General features: G+C 72.2%; 17 protein-coding genes and 1 pseudogene. 11 read left to right on the top strand and 7 right to left on the bottom strand.

Annotation, left to right across the window (positions count from 1 at the left end; genetic code table 11):
* The first annotated feature begins 23 nt into the window (after window positions 1-23).
* Together AB0F52_RS39750 and AB0F52_RS39745 are read left to right on the top strand one after the other, a co-directional pair.
* Window positions 24-1,097: an FAD-binding oxidoreductase gene (locus AB0F52_RS39750; protein ID WP_360182445.1), complete on the top strand. Its 1,074-nt coding sequence runs from the start codon at window positions 24-26 to the stop codon at window positions 1,095-1,097.
* A 35-nt stretch (window positions 1,098-1,132) separates the two neighbouring features.
* Window positions 1,133-2,014, top strand: a complete 882-nt coding sequence (locus AB0F52_RS39745) for a GNAT family N-acetyltransferase (protein WP_360182442.1) — start codon at window positions 1,133-1,135, stop codon at window positions 2,012-2,014.
* On the opposite strand, the gene yaaA is transcribed toward AB0F52_RS39745, so the two are convergent.
* Window positions 2,001-2,747, bottom strand: coding sequence for a peroxide stress protein YaaA (yaaA, locus tag AB0F52_RS39740; protein ID WP_360182439.1), 747 nt, complete (start codon window positions 2,745-2,747; stop codon window positions 2,001-2,003). The two genes, AB0F52_RS39745 and yaaA, sit on opposite strands and share 14 nt — an antisense overlap.
* A 160-nt stretch (window positions 2,748-2,907) precedes the next feature.
* Between yaaA and AB0F52_RS39735 the strand changes: the two genes are divergently transcribed.
* The 3 genes from AB0F52_RS39735 to AB0F52_RS39725 are packed head-to-tail and all read left to right on the top strand — an operon-like array spanning window position 2,908 to window position 4,937.
* Window positions 2,908-3,861 carry a GNAT family N-acetyltransferase gene (locus AB0F52_RS39735; protein ID WP_360182436.1) on the top strand — a complete coding sequence of 318 codons (954 nt, stop codon included), beginning with the start codon at window positions 2,908-2,910 and terminating at the stop codon, window positions 3,859-3,861.
* Window positions 3,862-3,916: 55 nt separating this feature from the next.
* Window positions 3,917-4,750, top strand: coding sequence for a helix-turn-helix transcriptional regulator (locus AB0F52_RS39730; RefSeq protein WP_360182433.1), 834 nt, complete (start codon window positions 3,917-3,919; stop codon window positions 4,748-4,750).
* A gap of 25 nt (window positions 4,751-4,775) precedes the next feature.
* Complete coding sequence (locus AB0F52_RS39725; RefSeq protein WP_360182712.1) at window positions 4,776-4,937, top strand: DUF397 domain-containing protein; 162 nt, start codon at window positions 4,776-4,778, stop codon at window positions 4,935-4,937.
* On the opposite strand, the gene AB0F52_RS39720 is transcribed toward AB0F52_RS39725, so the two are convergent.
* The gene (locus tag AB0F52_RS39720; RefSeq protein WP_360182430.1) at window positions 4,918-5,820 is read right to left on the bottom strand and encodes a 2-hydroxyacid dehydrogenase; all 903 of its coding nucleotides are present in this window, start codon (window positions 5,818-5,820) and stop codon (window positions 4,918-4,920) included. The two genes, AB0F52_RS39725 and AB0F52_RS39720, sit on opposite strands and share 20 nt — an antisense overlap.
* Before the next feature lie 56 nt (window positions 5,821-5,876).
* Between AB0F52_RS39720 and AB0F52_RS39715 the strand changes: the two are divergent.
* Window positions 5,877-6,191 (top strand): annotated as a pseudogene (locus AB0F52_RS39715) (nuclear transport factor 2 family protein); the annotation flags it as partial.
* A gap of 5 nt (window positions 6,192-6,196) precedes the next feature.
* Window positions 6,197-6,721, top strand: coding sequence for a TetR/AcrR family transcriptional regulator (locus AB0F52_RS39710; protein WP_360182427.1), 525 nt, complete (start codon window positions 6,197-6,199; stop codon window positions 6,719-6,721).
* A gap of 72 nt (window positions 6,722-6,793) precedes the next feature.
* Here the strand turns inward: AB0F52_RS39710 and AB0F52_RS39705 are convergent, their stop codons facing one another.
* On the bottom strand, window positions 6,794-7,147 hold the full coding sequence (locus AB0F52_RS39705) for a VOC family protein (RefSeq protein ID WP_360182424.1): 354 nt from the start codon (window positions 7,145-7,147) through the stop codon (window positions 6,794-6,796).
* A 123-nt stretch (window positions 7,148-7,270) separates the two neighbouring features.
* Here AB0F52_RS39705 and AB0F52_RS39700 point away from each other — a divergent pair, with 123 nt between their 5' ends.
* The gene (locus AB0F52_RS39700) at window positions 7,271-9,019 is read left to right on the top strand and encodes a proline--tRNA ligase (RefSeq protein WP_360182422.1); all 1,749 of its coding nucleotides are present in this window, start codon (window positions 7,271-7,273) and stop codon (window positions 9,017-9,019) included.
* Window positions 9,019-9,870 carry a hypothetical protein gene (locus AB0F52_RS39695; RefSeq protein WP_360182419.1) on the top strand — a complete coding sequence of 284 codons (852 nt, stop codon included), beginning with the start codon at window positions 9,019-9,021 and terminating at the stop codon, window positions 9,868-9,870. Before AB0F52_RS39700 ends, AB0F52_RS39695 begins: the two co-directional genes overlap by 1 nt.
* A 19-nt stretch (window positions 9,871-9,889) precedes the next feature.
* On the opposite strand, the gene AB0F52_RS39690 is transcribed toward AB0F52_RS39695, so the two are convergent.
* On the bottom strand, window positions 9,890-10,327 hold the full coding sequence (locus AB0F52_RS39690; protein ID WP_360182710.1) for a DUF4231 domain-containing protein: 438 nt from the start codon (window positions 10,325-10,327) through the stop codon (window positions 9,890-9,892).
* A 98-nt stretch (window positions 10,328-10,425) separates the two neighbouring features.
* On the opposite strand from AB0F52_RS39690, the gene AB0F52_RS39685 reads away from it, so the two are divergent.
* Window positions 10,426-11,100, top strand: coding sequence for a hypothetical protein (locus AB0F52_RS39685; RefSeq protein WP_360182416.1), 675 nt, complete (start codon window positions 10,426-10,428; stop codon window positions 11,098-11,100).
* Between the two features lie 165 nt (window positions 11,101-11,265).
* On the opposite strand, the gene AB0F52_RS39680 is transcribed toward AB0F52_RS39685, so the two are convergent.
* Both AB0F52_RS39680 and AB0F52_RS39675 read right to left on the bottom strand, forming a co-directional pair.
* Window positions 11,266-13,326 (bottom strand): DUF2156 domain-containing protein, encoded by a 2,061-nt coding sequence (locus tag AB0F52_RS39680; RefSeq protein WP_360182708.1) that lies wholly within the window; start codon window positions 13,324-13,326, stop codon window positions 11,266-11,268.
* A gap of 237 nt (window positions 13,327-13,563) precedes the next feature.
* Entirely contained in the window at window positions 13,564-14,259 is a 696-nt protein-coding gene (locus tag AB0F52_RS39675) for a haloacid dehalogenase-like hydrolase (protein WP_360182413.1), read from the bottom strand.
* Between the two features lie 105 nt (window positions 14,260-14,364).
* On the opposite strand from AB0F52_RS39675, the gene AB0F52_RS39670 reads away from it, so the two are divergent.
* Window positions 14,365-15,366 carry an ABC transporter permease gene (locus AB0F52_RS39670; RefSeq protein ID WP_360182410.1) on the top strand — a complete coding sequence of 334 codons (1,002 nt, stop codon included), beginning with the start codon at window positions 14,365-14,367 and terminating at the stop codon, window positions 15,364-15,366.
* Here AB0F52_RS39670 and AB0F52_RS39665 read toward each other — a convergent pair.
* Window positions 15,304-15,714: a secondary thiamine-phosphate synthase enzyme YjbQ gene (locus AB0F52_RS39665; protein WP_014466759.1), complete on the bottom strand. Its 411-nt coding sequence runs from the start codon at window positions 15,712-15,714 to the stop codon at window positions 15,304-15,306. The two genes, AB0F52_RS39670 and AB0F52_RS39665, sit on opposite strands and share 63 nt — an antisense overlap.
* Between the last annotated feature and the right edge of the window lie 8 nt (window positions 15,715-15,722).

Here is a 15,722-nt window from a genome sequence, read left to right as displayed (position 1 = left end):
CAAAATCGGGCAGGGTGGGGACCATGCGAGTGCTCGTGATCGGCAGCGGAATCGGCGGCGCGGCGACGGCCTGGCACCTTGCGGGCCTCGGCGCGGAAGTGATCGTGGCGGACGCGGCGCGCCCGGGGACGGCGACCGAAGCCGGCGCCGGCATCGTCAGTCCCTGGACGTCGCGCTGGAACGAAGCGCTGTACCCACTGGCGGCGGCCGCCGGCCGGTACTACCGGGAGTTCACCGCGGAACTCGAAGGTTCGTCGTTCGAGGTGGTCGGCGGAATGGTGGTCTCGGCCGACGACGCGGAGCTGGCGCAAGCGCACGAGCGCCTGACGTCGCGGGCGGCGGACGCCCCCGAGATCGGCGAGGTCCGGCGTCTCGAACCGGCGCAGGCGCGAGAGCTGTTCCCGGCGCTGGCGCCGGGGCTCGGCGCGGTGCACCTGGCGGGCGCCGGCCGCGTCGACGGGCATCTGCTGCGCCGCGCCCTGCTGGCGGCCGCCGAGCGCCGGGGCGCGAAGTTCGTCGAGGGGGAGGTCGCGTTCCGCGCCGACGGCACGGTGGCGAGCCCGGACGGCCCGCTCGAAGCGGACAGCGTCGTGGTCGCGGCCGGCGCGTGGAGCCGGGACCTGCTGGCGCCGCTGGGGATCGACCTGCCGGTGACGCCGCACCGCGGCCAGATCAGCCACTTCGACCTGCCGGGCACGGAAACGGCGGCGTGGCCGGTGGTCCTCCCGCAGACCAGCGGCCACTACCTCCTGGCGTTCGGCGGCGGCCGGGTGGTGGCGGGCGCGACGCGCGAGGCGGAGTCGGGCTTCGACTACCGCGTCACGGCGGCCGGGCAGCGCGAGGTGCTGGAGAACGCGCTGGCGGTGGCGCCGGGCCTCGCGGACGCGACCCTCACCGAGACCCGGGTCGGCTTCCGCCCGGGCACGCCGGACGGGCTCCCAGTGCTGGGCCTGATCCGCCCGGGCCTGGCCGTGTCGACGGGCTTCGGCGCGGGCGGGCTGACGAACGCACCGTTCGCGGGAAAGCTGGTGGCGGCGGTCGCGGTGGGCGAGGACCCGGGCTTCGACTTGAGCCCGTTCGCACCGGACCGGTTTTGAGGGGATTTCGCCTCCGCACGGCGACAGAGGCGGATTTGCCGAGGTTGCTGGAGATCCTCGACGGCGCGAGTGACTGGCTCGGGTCCCAGGGCACCGACCAATGGGCGGGAGCGCGGTGGCGTGCGGAGGAATTGCACCCCGGCCTGGAGACGGGCGGTCTCCGGGTGGCGGAGAAGCTACCCGGCCCGCTGATCGCGCCGGTGCCGCGGCTGCGGGATTCCGCGGCAGTAACGGCCACCCCGGCGAACGGTGGCGAGGGCGGCGGCACCTTCGGCGGCGGCGGTAACGGGGGCTGCGGAGGCTTCGGCGGCGGTGGCGGGAGCGCGAGCGGGAGCGGGAGCGGTGGCGGGAGCGGGAGCGGCTTCGGCGGTGGCGGGGGCTGCGGCGGCTTAGGCGGTGGCGGGAGCGCGGGCGACGGCCGCTTCAGCGTCCGTGAGGTCGGTGGTGGCGAACGCGAGGTCGGGGAGGGCGGCGGTGGGGAGGGCGGCGGCGGCGGCTTCGGCGATCGCGAGGTCGGGGAGGGCGGCGGTGAGGAGGGCGGCGGCAGCTTCGGCGTTCGTGAGGGCGGCGGCACCTTTGGCGGCGGCGGACCATCGACCCAGGCGGTTCCCGTCGCCACCATGACCCTCGGCGAAGCGGCCCCCGCTCCTTGGCTCCCGGCCGACGATCCCGGCTCCGCGCTCTACCTCGGCCGGTTCGCCGTTGACCGGCGCTTTGCCGGGCTCGGCGTCGGTTCGTGGCTGATCCGGGAAGCCGCCGAGGAGGCCGGGCGGCGGGGGAAACGGTTTGTCCGGCTTGATGCCTGGACCACCAACAGCCGGCTGCATGACTACTACCGCCGGCAGGGTTTCCGGCTCGTGCGGATCGTCGGCGGCCTCTCCGGGGCCTTGTTCGAACGGGACGTCAGCCCTCGGTGACCAGCTCCAGCGCGTTCTCGCCGGTGCGCTCGACCAGCAGCCCGGCCTTGGTGATCACCTTCGCCAGCTGGTCCACAGTGGACGGCTCGGCGCGGGTGGCCGCCAGCACGTGGGCCAAGCGGCCCTTGTACGCCTTGTTGAAGTGGCTCACCGTCACGCGCTCGCCGCGGGCGTTCTCCGTCACCACGCGGACCGTCACCGCGTCCGGGCGCAGCTTCGCGAACGCCGAGTACGTTCCCGAGCGCAGGTCCACCACCAGGCCATCGATCTCCCGCAGCACCGGCTCGAGGACCGGCTTCCACAGCCCGCGGACCGTGCCCAGGGCCGGCAGCGAGTTGCCGCCCGAAAGCCGGTACGCCGGGATCGGGTCGGTGGCCGACACCACGCCGAACAGCGATGACGTCACCGCCAGGCGCCGGTGGGCCTTCTCCAGCCCCGCCTTCGTGAAGCTCTTCACGTCCAGGGCGTCGTACAGCACGCCGGTGTAGCGGCGCAGCGCCGGCATCGTCGGGGACGTCCACAGCTCCGCGTTGCGCGCCACCTCGCCCGCCTGCCGCTCGGTGAGGCCCAGGGCCGCGATGCTGGCCGGGACGTCGGCGGCCAGCTCGGCCAGTGCGTCGACGAGCTTCGCGCGCGTCGGGTTCAGCTCGGGGAACGACAGCGCGCCGAGGTCGAGGGGGCCGCCGCGGCCGCCGTCGGCCTTGGTTTCGGAAGGGGGGAGGAGCACCAGCACGCCCCGAGCGTACTTTGCCGATCGTGCCGGTCCGGCCGGGCAGCCACGGCGGACCGGGGCGCCGGGTGAGCGGGGTCGGCTCGCCGGCGGTGTCCGCGGGCTTTCGTCCGGACTGGTAATCGGGGTGCACGGGCGCCGCCGCCCGGCCTAGCCTCCCGGCATGGACCTGATCTGGCGCCCGTTGGCCCTCGACGACGCTCCCGCCCTCGCCCGGCTGTACGCGGCCGCCGAGGAAGTCGACCGGACGGGTGAACACTTCAGCGCGGAAGACCTCCGCGACGAGCTGGACGCCCCCAACGTCGACCTGCTCCGCGCCACCGCCGGCGCCTGGGCGGGCGACCGGCTCGTGGGCTACGGCCTGGTCCGCCGCCGCGACGCCGCCGATCCCGTGCACATGATCCGGCTCCAGTCGGTCGTGCACCCGGAGCACCGCACCGACGCCGTCGGCACTCACCTGATCGAGTGGTTCGCGCGCACGAGCCGCGAGGTCCACGAGCGCGCCTTCCCGGGCGCGCCCCTCGAACTGCACCACGGCAGCCACCAGAACGAGCGCTGGATCGCGGACGTCCTCACCCGCGCGGGCTACACGCACGGCCGGACGATGGTCAACATGCGCGTCGGCCTCGCCGACCTGCCGCCGCAGCCCCCGCTGCCGGACGGCTTCGAGGCGGTGCCGTTCGCCTTCGAGTACGACCTCGCCGCGCTCGACGCCCGCAACGACACCTTCGCCGGCCACTGGGGCAGCACGGTCTACGAGCCGGACGCCTGGCGCCACCTGGTCACCGGCTCGAAGGACTTCCGCCCGGAGCTGTCGTTCCTCGTCCTGGACGGCGAAAAGGTGCAGGCCTTCGTGCTGAGCCACCACTACGCGTCCGAATTCGAGGCAACGGGCATCCGCGAGCACTACGCCACCTGGGTGGGAACCCGGGCGGCGCTGCGTGGCCGTGGCGTCGCGTCCGGGTTGCTGGGGCACACCCTCCGGGCGGCGAAGGACGCGGGATTCGACCGGTCCGCCCTCAACGTCGACGTCGACAATGCGCACCGCGCGCTGGGCGTTTACGAACGCTGCGGATATCGCGTCGACGACGAATGGCACGTGTACGTGCTGTCCTGAAAATGGGACGCCCCACCGCCGATCGGGGAATGGACGGCATTCGTACCATCACGACATGAAGCCGACTTCCACCTCGCCCGGTTCGAGGGCATTGGCCGCTTCGCTGCGCGAAGTGCGAGTAGCGCGAGGAAAGGGACTGCGCGAACTCGCCCGGATGGTCCGGATTCTGCCGCAGCTGCTGTCGGCGTGGGAAAAGGGACAGCGGGTGCCGCAGCCGGAGGACGTGGCGAGGTTGCTGGGCGCGCTGCGGGTCGACGACGTGACCTACGACCGCATGATGCGCCTGGCCAGGCACGCCCGCGACGACAACTGGCTGGACTCGAACCCGTCCGACCTGCCGCCCGCGCTGAGCGGGATCGTGGAGTACGAGCGCACCGCCACCCGCATCACGAACTGGGAGCTCGCGATCGTGCCGGGCCTCCTGCAGACGCCGGACTACGCGCGGGCGATCCTGACCAATTCGGAGATCGAGCTGCCGCAAGCCGACACCAGACTGGTCGCGCGGTTGAACCGGCAGGGAATTCTCACGAGGCCGGATCCCGTCCGGCTCACCGCTTTGGTGGGCGAAATCGCGATCCGCGAGGAAATCGGCAGTGCCGACGTGATGTCGGACCAGGTGGATCACCTGCTGAAGATGACGGGGCGGTCGAACATTTCGCTGCGGATCGTGCCCGCGAACATCGGCTATCACCCAGGGATGAATGGCTCGTTCATCCTGTACGAGTTCGCCGGCTTGCCGCCGATCGTGCACTTGGAGAACTCGCATGCCACCGCGTTCCTGCACGAAGATCAGGTAGTCGGCAGCTATCGGAAACAGGCTAAGATCCTGGCTGGCAAGGCACTGAGTGAAGACGACACCCGAGCCATGCTTCGGGAGGTCGCGCGATAGCCCGGGAGGCCTCGGCGTGAGGGACATGGTCTGGCGCAAGTCGAGCTACAGCGGTGGTCAGTCCAACTGTGTCGAGGTGAAGCTGGACCGCTCGGTCGGCATCCGGGACACGAAGACCCGGGAGCACGGCGAGCTGACCGTCTCGCGCGCGGCGTGGGCCGCGGCCGTCACTGCACTACGAGGTTGAGCAGCTCCTCGCCCTCGACGTACCTCCGCAGCTGCTCCGCCGCCAGCTTCTTCGCGCGCGGATAGAACGAAGCCGACCCGCCGGCGATGTGCGGGGTGAGGACCACACCCGGCACCGTCCACAGCGGATGATCAGCGGGCAGCGGTTCCGGGTCCACGACGTCGAGACCGGCGCGGAGGCGCCCAGAGCGGGTCTCGGCGAGCAGTGCTTCCGTGTCGATCGCCGTGCCGCGGCCGACGTTGATCACCAGGGCGTCGTCGGGGAGGGCGGCGAGCTCGCCGGGGCCGATGAGGCCGCGCGTCGCGGGGGTGTCCGGCAGGACCAGCACCACGATGTTGGCCTCGGGCAGCAGCGTGGCCAGTTCGGCGACGCCGTGCACACCCTCACCCGGGCGGGGGCGGCTCGCCACCCTCGTCACCACGGCCTCGGCGGCGACCAGCTGGCGTTCGACGGCCTGCCCGATCGAGCCGTACCCGACCAGGAGGACCCGGCTGTCGGCCAGCGAGCGCGTGTGTTCGCGGACCCACTCGCCGCGCGTCTGCTGCGCGAACCAGCGCGGCAGGTCCCGCTGCGCCGCGTGGATGAGCGCGAGGGCGTGCTCGGCGACGCTCAGGTCGTGCAGCCCGCGCCCGTTCGCGAGGCGCACGCCCTCGGGCAGCAGCGGCACGAGCGTCTCGACCCCGGCCGACAGCGACTGCACCACCCGCAGCGACGGCAGTTCCTCGATCAGCTTCGGGGGCTCCGGCCCCCGGTCGTAGGGCAGCACGTAGAACTCGACGTCACCGAGATCGGCCGGCGGGGCGTCGACACCGTCGTAGTACGCGGCGCTGAGCCCCTCCGGCACGTCGATGTCGGTCCACGGCAGCAGTACGCGAGCGCTCATGCCGCCTTTCTACCCGCTGTCGACCGTGGTGGCTCGACGCTCGCCGGCGCGCTGCCGCCCAGCATTCCGTGGCCGAGCACCTGCGGCTCACCGCCGCGGGACGCACGGAGGAATGGGTGGAGCTGTTCGCCCCGGACGCAGTGCTCGAGTTCCCGTACGCGCCGGCCGGCGTGCCCCGGAAGGTGACGGGGCGGGACGCGCTCGTCGCGTACATGAGCGGGTTTCCCGAGACGTTCGACGTCGAGTTCGTCGACCTGGTGTTCCACGAGACCGCCGACCCAGGCCTGGTGATCGCCGAGTTCCGCTCGACGGGCACCGCACGGCCGACCACGCCCGCCGACCCCGAACTCAGCGTGTCTTTCGGCGGCTGACACCCATGCCTGCCGCCGGCACCAGCGCCAAGAGCGACCAGCGACGCCGGGCCGTCGTGGCCGCCGCGACCGATTGCTTTGCCCAAAAGGGTTTCTACGGTACGACGACGCACGAGATAGCCGACCGGGCCGGGATCTCCCAGCCGTGCCTCTACCGCCTGTACCCGAACAAGGAAGCCCTGTTCGCAGCGGCGGTCGACCAGGTATCGGTCGTGATGACCGAAACCCTGCTCGCGCACCCGCCGGCGTCGGGCGGAACCGAGGCGGCGCGTGGCGCCTACGCCGCGCTCGTCGCGGACCGGACCATCCTGCGTTTCCTCATGCACGCCAACTGTGCCGCCGGCGAGCCGCTGGTGGGGCAGGCCGTGCGCCGGTGCTACGCCAAGCAGGTCGACACCGTCCGGGAGCTGCTGGGCGACGACGAGGCCGTGCGGCACTGGTTCGGCGCCGGAATGCTCGACAACGTGGTCGCCGTGCTGGGGCTGGCCGACATCGACGAACCGTGGGCGCGCGTGCTCGCCGCCCGGTGACCCGGGACGCCGGCGGGAGCAGGCCGGCTGGGGCACCCGGATGAGGGCCGGCCGGGGCGGTCGAACCAGCCCTCAGTGCACCCCCGCCGACACGCAGAACTCGTTGCCCTCCGGATCGACCAGCACCGTCCACGCCAGGCCCGGCACCTCGTGCTCCGCCACCTCCTTCGCGCCCAGCTCCACCAGCCGCTTCACCTCGGCCTCGCGATCGTCACCGCCGAAGTCCACATGCACCCGGTTCTTGCCCGCCCGGGCCTCCGGCACCCGCTGCAGCCCCACCGCCAGCCCACCTCCCGGCGGCGGTGCCAGCATCACGAACTCGCCGTAGTCCTGCGCCACCTTCGTGCCCAGCGCCGCCGTCCAGAACTCCGCCAGCCGCCGCGGGTCGGCGCAGTCGATCGTGATCATGCCCATGTGGATCGCCATGCCCCGAAGCTAGCGGCCACCACCGACAAAAACGGGCCGCCGAGTAACCCGTTGGAGTCACGGCCGGGTGGTTGACTACCCTGAGCGGGACTTTCACACCCGCCCGGAGCAGGGAGCCCCCCAGTGATCACCAGGACTTCGTCGTTGTTCCTTCGCACGTTGCGCGAGGATCCGGCGGACGCCGAGGTACCGAGCCACCGGCTCCTGGTACGCGCCGGCTACGTCCGCCGGGTCGCCCCGGGCGGGTACTCCTGGCTGCCCCTCGGCCTGCGCGTGCTGCGCCGCATCGAGGCCGTCGTGCGCGAGGAAATGAACGCCATCGGCGCGCAGGAGATCCAGTTCCCCGCCCTGCTGCCGAAGGAGCCCTACGAGACGACCGGCCGCTGGACCGAGTACGGCGACGGCCTCTTCCGCCTCAAGGACCGCAAGGGCGCCGACTACCTCCTCGGCCCGACGCACGAAGAGCTCTTCACGCTGACGGTCAAGGGCGAGTTCACCTCGTACCGTGACTACCCCGTCACGCTGTACCAGATCCAGACGAAGTACCGCGACGAAGCCCGCCCGCGGGCCGGGATTCTCCGGGGCCGCGAGTTCGTCATGAAGGACTCCTACTCCTTCGACCTCGACGACGAGGGCCTGGAGCGCTCCTACCAGGCCCACCGCGACGCCTACACGAAGCTGTTCGACCGCCTCGGCCTCGAGTACGTCGTGGTCAAGGCGACGTCGGGGGCCATGGGCGGCTCGGCGTCCGAGGAGTTCCTCGCGGTCGCGGAGACGGGCGAGGACACCTACGTCCGGAGCACCGAGTCCGGTTACGCGGCGAACGTCGAAGCCGTCGTGACGCCCGCGCCGGCCGCGCAGCCGATCGAGGGCCGGCCCGAGGCGCAGGTGCACCACACGCCGAACACGCCGACCATCGAGTCGCTGGTCAACTTCCTGAACAAGGCGGACCTCGGCCGCACGTTCACCGCCGCGGACACGCTGAAGAACGTCATGGTCAAGGCGCGTCAGCCGGGCGCGAAGGAGTGGGACCTCGTCTGCGTCGCGCTCCCCGGTGACCGGGAAGTGGACATGAAGCGCCTCGAAGCGTCGCTGGAGCCGGCCGAGGTCGCGCTGCTCGACGAGGCCGACTTCGCGAAGAACCCGTTCCTGGTCAAGGGCTACATCGGCCCGAAGGCGCTGCAGGACAACGGCGTGCGCTACCTCGCCGACCCCCGGATCGTGCCCGGCACCGCCTGGGTCACCGGGGCCGACAAGGTCGACCACCACGTCGTCGACCTGCTGGCCGGCCGCGACTTCACCCCGGACGGCACCATCGAGGCCGCCGAGGTCCGCGAGGGCGACGCGTCGCCGGACGGCCACGGCACCCTGGTCGCCGCGCGCGGCATCGAGATCGGGCACATCTTCCAGCTCGGCCGCAAGTACGCGGACGCGTTCGGGCTCGACGCCCTCGGCCCCGACTCGAAGCCGATCCGGATCACCATGGGTTCCTACGGCGTCGGCGTCTCGCGGCTGGTCGGCGTGCTCGCCGAGCAGAACCACGACGACCTCGGCCTGATCTGGCCGCGCATGGTCTCGCCGTTCGACGTGCACATCGTCATCGCGGGCAAGGACGAGACGATCGCGGCCGGCGCCGAGAAGCTCGCCGCCGAGCTGGACGCGGCCGGTGTCGAGGTCATCCTCGACGACCGCAAGGCGAGCCCGGGCGTCAAGTTCGCCGACGCCGAGCTGGTCGGCGTGCCGACCATCCTCGTGGTCGGGCGCGGGCTGGCCAACGGCGTCGTCGAGGTCAAGGACCGGCGCACCGGCGAACGCGAGGAAATCGCGGTCGACGCCGTCGTCGAGCACTTGGTCAAACTCGTCCGCTCCTGATGGGGCGGTTCTCGCGGCGGCCCGAAGACGGGCCGGGCTACGAGGACAACGCGGCGCTTCGCGGGTTCGGCGGTTACGAACCCGCGGACGCGCCGCGCGCGCGGCCGAAGCGGATCCGCCCGCGGCCGAAGCCGCTGAAGTGGCGGCGGGCGCCGTGGTTCGGCCTGGCGTTCATCGCCCTGGTCGCCGGCGTGCTGAACGCGCTGGGCGTCGGCAAGCCGCACCCGGCATCGTCTTCGCCGCCGCCTGCGCCGCTGGTGGCGACGCCTTCGCCGCGCGCGGCGGTACCGGCCGTGGTCGCGGGCTGGCAGTCCGTGGCGGGTCGGGACGGCGCGTACGCCTACGACGTCCCGCCGAACTGGCAGCCGGCACCCGGCACCCAGCACGGCTGGGACGGGATCAGGCTCATCACGAGCGCGTTCCTGGGCAAGTGCGGCCAGGCGACGCTGGGTGGCGCGGGCGTCACCACGGAACCCCTGGCCGACGTCGACGCGGCGGCACGCAAGGCCGCCACGGACCTCGCGACGGCCGCGTACGGCGGGGTTCCCGAGGTGGGCGCGGTGTCGGACGCACAGGTTTCCCGGGCCGACGGCGCTGCCGTTCCCGCCAAGGTCGTGGTCGCTTCGGTGACCCCGGCGCAAACGGGGGAGTGCTCGGCCCGGCACGCACTGGTGGCGGCGCTGGCGTTCGGTGGTGATTCGGGGACGTCCGGTGTCGTGGTGGCGTACGCGGACAGCGACCGGTCCGGGCCCTCGGTCCGCGAGGATCTGGTGCGGATCGTGGGCAGCTACCGGTTCGTGCCGGTGGCGGACCGGGGGATGACGACTCCGCCGCCGACCACGTACCGCTAGAGCGGCGGCGCCGTCCGGGTCATTCCTTCGACTGCGTGGCGGCGGGTGCGCGCAGGCGGTCCCAGTTCTTGCTGTCACGCGCGATGGCCCGGTTCAGGTCGCCGTAGATCCGCTCGACGTCCTGCTTCAGCGCGTCTTCCGAAAGGTCTTTGCTCATGCAGTACCGCAGATCCCGCGAAATGTCTTCCAGATCGCGGACGGTGTGCGTGCGGAGTATCCACAGCTCACGGTGGGAGAAGAAGGCGTCAGCCGCCGCGAGCACGGTGATCAGCGCACCCAACGCGAGCGCGATGTCGGCGAACAGATCGGCGTAGCCGCCGAGGTTCCGCAGCCCGAGCAGGACGCTGATCGCCGCGGACAACAGGACCGTCGACAGCCGCAGCCCGAACGCCTTCCGCTTGTCGCGCTTGCGGCGTTTCGAGTACCAGCGCAGTTGCTGGTCGAGTTCGGAGCGCAGGAATGCGAGTTCGCCGGGGGCTCGTCGGGCACGACACCGAAGGTAGCACCGGCGGTTCGGCCTTCCGCTGAGCGTCCCGATTCGGCAGGCTGCCCAGCATGAGCGGTGATGCGGAGAGACGGCTCGCGGTGATCCGGGGCTTCGCGTTCGGCGTGCTGGCGGCCGGGGGTGTCCTGCTCCTCTTCGGACCGTTGCTGGCGAAAGCCTGGATCTGGCTGGTCCAGCCGCGTGATCCGGACTGGTGGGGCGCTTCCGGGCAGTGGGTGGGCGGTATCGGCACGATCGGCGCCGTGGTGGTGGCGTTGTGGATAGCCATCCGCGACGGCCGGCTCGCGCAGGCCGATCGGCGGGAGCGGGACCTGCGCGAGCGGCAGGAACAGGCCGCGAAGGTCACCGCGTGGATCGAGTACGCCGGCGACCACGGCTACATGGTCGTGTCGAACGCGAACGCCGAGGCGGTCAACCACGTCGTGGTCTCGTTCGACCTCGTGCGCCACCTGCCGATGACCGGCTCGACCCTGCACCGGGGCCCGAACATCGAGGACGACGAGTACCTCTACGCCATCCTGCCGCCCGGGAAGTGGCGGATGCCGATCCGCGAGGAGTGGCGGCGCCCGCACCTGACCCCGGGAGTGATGCTCGCCTTCACCGACTCGCGGAACGGCCACTGGCTCCGCCTGACCGATGGGCGGCTGATTCCGAAGGACCAGAACGTGGTGAGCAGGCGGAAGATCCGGTTTCCGCAGCGGATCAGCGTGCCGGAGAGCTATTGATCGGCTTTGCCGGTTGCCGCGACCGGACATGCGGTTGGCAGTCGCGGCCGGTGGGGGCCCGGCGATTGCCTTGGATGGGCAGCCGGACCCCGCCTGTCCGACGGGCGCTGGTCCCGAGAGTCCGGCGCGTCGTCGGCAGGCGGGGGAGCCGGTTGCCGCAGCGGGTCAGCGTGTTCGGGAGCTGCTGACCAGCTTGGCCAGCTGGCGCAGGCGGACGTCCGGCAGGTAGGCCCGGCTCAGCGCCAGCCCGATGCGCGGGAGGTCGGCTTCGTCGCGGAACGCCAGGTACAGCGGGACGTGCCGCGGCTGGAACTTCGCCTTGAACGCGTGCAGGGAACGGAAACCGTAGTACGGCTCCATCACGCGGCCCAGTGACTCCAGTGCCCGGTCCACCGGGTGCGTCGGGCCGGAGCTGGTGCGGGCCAGCGGTGCACCCGAGAGCGAGACGAACCGCGCGCCTTCTTCGCGGAAGGCCAGGCACGCCGAGGCGATGAGGAACTCCATCACCGGGCGGAAGCCGTGGGCGCTGCGGCGCATGACGTCCAGGGTCCAGCCGCCGATCTTGCCGGCGCCCGTGTGGACCGGGAGCCACGACGTCACGCCGTGGACCGTGCCCTCCGCGTCGACCGCCAGGCCCACCCGGGTTGCCGGGTCCATCGCCTCGTCGAGGCCGCCGAGGGTGAAGCCCATCTCCGGCATGGCCTTGCCGGACATCCACTCCTCCGACAGCGCCCGGACCTGGGCCAGGATCGGCTCGGGCTGATCGGCCAGGCGGACCAGCCGGAACTCGATGTCCTGCTTGGCCGCCTTGTTCAGCGCCGAGCGGACGTCCTGCCAGGCCTTGCCGCGGAACTCGAGGCCGTCGAGGTCCAGCACGTTGTCCTCGGCCACCTGGACGTGCTGCCAGCCCAGCTCGCGCGTCGCCGCGACGGTGGCCTCCGTCGCCGAGAACACGCACGGCACCAGGCCGGAGTTTTCGCACATCGCGGCGAATTCGGTGACCGTGGCGGCCGCCGTGCCGTCCGGCGCGATCGGGTCGCCGAGCGCGACCGCGACCCCCGCGTGGCGGCGGTAGGCGAGGTACGACCGGCCGTCCGCGCGGACGAAGTAGGTGTTGCGCGGCCAGGTCGTCATCCACGACAGCGTGCTGCCACCGTGGCGCCCCAGCAGGCTGCGGGCCAGCGCCGGCCCCGGGCCCTGCGCGTGGCGCCGCAGCCGGCGTCGCGAAGGGACGCGGAACGCGTGCCGCGCGGCGATCAGGACGGCCAGCTCGACCGTCCACAAGAGATTGTCCACGAAGAACAGCGGCAGGCCGGCGGTGTCGTAGTCCCCGCCGAAGATGTCGGCCACCCCGAGGAGCGTCGCGACGGCGAGACCCTGCAACGTCACGAACGCCGACAGCCCGACCGCCCAGCGCCACGCGACGCGGCTGCCCTTGCGCAGCCCGTTGAGCATCGGCACCACCATCAGGACCAGGACGCCGAGCTCCGGCGCCGACAGCGAAACGCCGTCGTCCGAGCCGAACGGGCCGTCACCGGGCACCAGGAACATGACGATCTCGGCGATGGTGAGCAGCAGCAGACCGGCCACGGCCAGCACCCGCCACTCCCGCAGGTTCGGTGTCGCCACCTCGCCCGCCTGCCGCGTGCCCACCAGGCGCTTGCCGAGCGGGAGCGCCAGCAGCAGCGCGAAGAAGTGCACGAGGTCGGCCAGCGTGCCGACGTAGACGATCGCGACCCCGGCGTACACGCACAGGCCGGCCCGCAGCCGCAGGGCCCACGGCGGCCGCAGTGTCGCGGTGGCGATCGCCACCGCGGCGAGCGCGCCCCCGGAAAACCCGACGTCCAGGCTGCCCGCGACCCGCTCGGCCCACAGCCAGCCGGAGTTGCGGGACAGCGCGAGGAACTGGGTCGCGACGAGCACCGAGACCAGCTGGCCGCCGATGGTCACGGCCATCGCGCGGCGGGTGCCCAGCTTCCACTCCGCGAAGCCGGCGAAGAGCGCGAAGCTGCCGACCATCGGAAGGTAGTACAACGGGATGACGGCGAAGAACGGGCCGGTGAGCATCGTCCACCACCGGCCCGCTTCCAGCGACGGCAGCCCGTAGGCGACGAACGGGTAGACCGCCCGGTCTTCCGCGGCGTTCCACAGTGCCCCGCTCGCGATGGCCAGCACCAGCATCGCGAGCGTGACGCCGCTGGTGAACGGCAGCCGCTGTCTCAACACCGCAACCGTGCTCCGGATGCGGCCCCCTCCGGCGGACCCGGCCGCCGCCCCTGCGTCAGTCATGGGGAAGAGTCTGTCGAGTTCCCGCCGCCGTGGACATCGGGCAAGGGAACGAGATTTCCCCTAGGGGTATCGTCCTTTCGGCTGAGGGATGACCCTTCCAAAGGTGGATGTGCGCTGCTCAGCGGCCGCGCGGCAGGACCGGCCGGAACCCTGCGCGGGCAAGCTGCTCGCGGCTCAGCCGAGAACCGCGCGCCGGACCGCTTCGGTGTCGGTCAGGTCGGGGAGCACGGTGTGCGCGCCTTCGGCCAGCAGTTCCTCGGCGGAATAGTGCCCGGTGGCCACGGCGACCGAGACCGCGCCGTTGGCCACCGCGGCCCGGACGTCGTTCGGCGTGTCGCCGATGACGACCACCGCGTCGGCGCCGAACTCGGTGCCGTGCTTGGCCGCCGCCAGGCCCACCGCGTGCGGGACCAGGTCCGGGCGGTGCACCGACAGCGTCCCGTAGCCGCCGATCTCCAGGTCGAGGTGCTCGTCCAGGCCGAAGGGGACGAGCTTGTGCCGCGAAATCTCCGGCAGGTTGCCGGTGACGAGCGTCTGCACGACGTCCCCGCCCGCGGCGAACGCGGTCAGCGCCTCGGCCGCTCCCGGCAGCGCGCGGGCCGTCTCCGCGAAGGTGTGCCGGTGGCGTTCCGACTCCGCCACCAGCGCCTCGAACAGCGCCTGGATGGTCTCCTCCGCGGCCTCGAAGCCGTTCGCGGTGAGCAGGTCGGTGGTCGTCGCGCGTTCCGTGCGGCCCCCGAACACCGGGTGCACGCGCAGGGTCGCCCCGGTCGCGGCGGTGAACGCGGTCCCGTACCAGGCCGCGCCCAGTTCGGAGAAGTCCACGAGCGTGTGGTCGATGTCCCAGAGCACCAGCCGCTTCTTCGTCACGGCTCCGAGGCTACCGGGGACGTTATTCAACACGCGTTGACTTCTGCGAGGCCGAGTCGTACCTTGGGGCGTAATTCAACAAGTGACGAATAAATGGAGGCAGTGATGACCCGTCCCGCGGGGGTACTCGCCCTGGTCGCCGCCGTGGCCGGCGCGCTGGTGGCGGTGGTGCTCGGATTCCTCACCTTCGGCGCGCAGGCGACCGTCGCACCCGACGGCGTCCCGGTCGCCGTCGCCGCTCCGCCGGAGATAGCGCAGCGCATCGCCGCGCACGGCGGCGGCCAGCTCGCCTGGACCGTCGCGACCCCGGCCGAAGCGCGGCAGCTCCTGGAAGACAAGAAGGTCTACGGCGTGCTCGAACTCGCGCCGGGACCAGCCGCGACGGTCGTGACAGTCGTGACCTCGGGGGCGGTCAACCCGGCCGGCACCCAGGTCGCCCAGCAGGCGCTGACCGGCGCCGCGACCGCGCTGGCCGGCGCGCCGAAGCAGGAGGTCCTGCACCCGGTGGGGGTCGCGGGCCGGGTCGCGCCGCTGGCCGCGAGCGCGCTGGCGTGGATCGGCGCGCTCGTCGCCGGGCTCGCGCTGACGCAGCTCGCGAAGCGCACCGGCCGCCCGATCGGGGCCGGGGCGCGGTTCCTGCAGGTGACCGGGGCCGGCGTGCTGATCACGGCGGTGGTGGCCGGGTTCTTCGCGCTGTGGGATTCGACGTTGCCGCTGACCGCCGACGTCCTCGGCTTCGTCTTCCTCGCCGCGACGGCCTTCGCCGCACTGCAGGCGGGGTTGCTGCGCCTGCTGGGCCTGCGCGCGATGGCCGTCCTCGCGCCGCTGTACCTGGTCGCGCCCGCGGTGGCCGGGCAGGTGCCGGAGCTGCTGAACCCGGCCTACCGCGCGCTGCTGTGGTCGTGGACGCCGTTCCGGTTCTCGACCGAAGGCCTGCGCAGCCTGCTGCAGGGCGTGCCGGACGCGCCGGACGTGACGACCGCGCTGTGGGTGCTCGGCGCCCTGCTGGCCGGGGGCCTGCTGGTGGCGCTGTGGCCGGGCCGGTCAGCCCGCCAGGAGGCTGAACCGCACCTTGCGGACGGGGTTGTCGAGGTTGGTGTCCACTAGGCAGATCGACTGCCAGGTGCCGAGCGCCAGGACGCCGCCGAGCACCGGGACCGTCGCGTAGGGCGGCACCAGCGCCGGGAGCACGTGGTCACGGCCGTGACCCGGGCTCCCGTGCCGGTGCCGCCAGCGGCCGTCGCGGGGGAGCAGTTCGTCGAGCGCGGTCAGCAGGTCCTCGTCGCTGCCGGCCCCGGTTTCCAGGATGGCCAGGCCGGCGGTGGCGTGCGGGACCCAGACGTGCAGCAGCCCGTCGGTGGCGTCGGCGTCGCGCAGGAAGGCCTCGGCTTCGTGGGTGAGGTCGTGGACGACGGCTTCGGAGCCGGTGCGGACCTCGATCTCGGTGGAGTACATGCGGTCCA

The sequence above is a fragment of the Amycolatopsis sp. NPDC024027 genome (assembly GCF_040638975.1).
Lineage (GTDB): Bacteria > Actinomycetota > Actinomycetes > Mycobacteriales > Pseudonocardiaceae > Amycolatopsis.
Note: the sequence above shows the minus strand (reverse complement) of the source record. Positions and strands in the feature narration are given on the sequence as shown.

Excerpts from the sequence above, each read along its gene's own strand:
- AB0F52_RS39750 (WP_360182445.1), top strand. The coding sequence starts at position 24 with ATGCGAGTGCTCGTGATCGGCAGCGGAATCGGCGGCGCGGCGACGGCC.
- AB0F52_RS39735 (WP_360182436.1), top strand. The coding sequence starts at position 2,908 with ATGGACCTGATCTGGCGCCCGTTGGCCCTCGACGACGCTCCCGCCCTC.
- AB0F52_RS39730 (WP_360182433.1), top strand. The coding sequence starts at position 3,917 with ATGAAGCCGACTTCCACCTCGCCCGGTTCGAGGGCATTGGCCGCTTCG.
- AB0F52_RS39725 (WP_360182712.1), top strand. The coding sequence starts at position 4,776 with ATGGTCTGGCGCAAGTCGAGCTACAGCGGTGGTCAGTCCAACTGTGTC.
- AB0F52_RS39720 (WP_360182430.1), bottom strand. The coding sequence starts at position 5,820 with ATGAGCGCTCGCGTACTGCTGCCGTGGACCGACATCGACGTGCCGGAG.
- AB0F52_RS39710 (WP_360182427.1), top strand. The coding sequence starts at position 6,197 with ATGCCTGCCGCCGGCACCAGCGCCAAGAGCGACCAGCGACGCCGGGCC.
- AB0F52_RS39705 (WP_360182424.1), bottom strand. The coding sequence starts at position 7,147 with ATGGCGATCCACATGGGCATGATCACGATCGACTGCGCCGACCCGCGG.
- AB0F52_RS39695 (WP_360182419.1), top strand. The coding sequence starts at position 9,019 with ATGGGGCGGTTCTCGCGGCGGCCCGAAGACGGGCCGGGCTACGAGGAC.
- AB0F52_RS39685 (WP_360182416.1), top strand. The coding sequence starts at position 10,426 with ATGAGCGGTGATGCGGAGAGACGGCTCGCGGTGATCCGGGGCTTCGCG.
- AB0F52_RS39670 (WP_360182410.1), top strand. The coding sequence starts at position 14,365 with ATGACCCGTCCCGCGGGGGTACTCGCCCTGGTCGCCGCCGTGGCCGGC.
- AB0F52_RS39665 (WP_014466759.1), bottom strand. The coding sequence starts at position 15,714 with ATGTACTCCACCGAGATCGAGGTCCGCACCGGCTCCGAAGCCGTCGTC.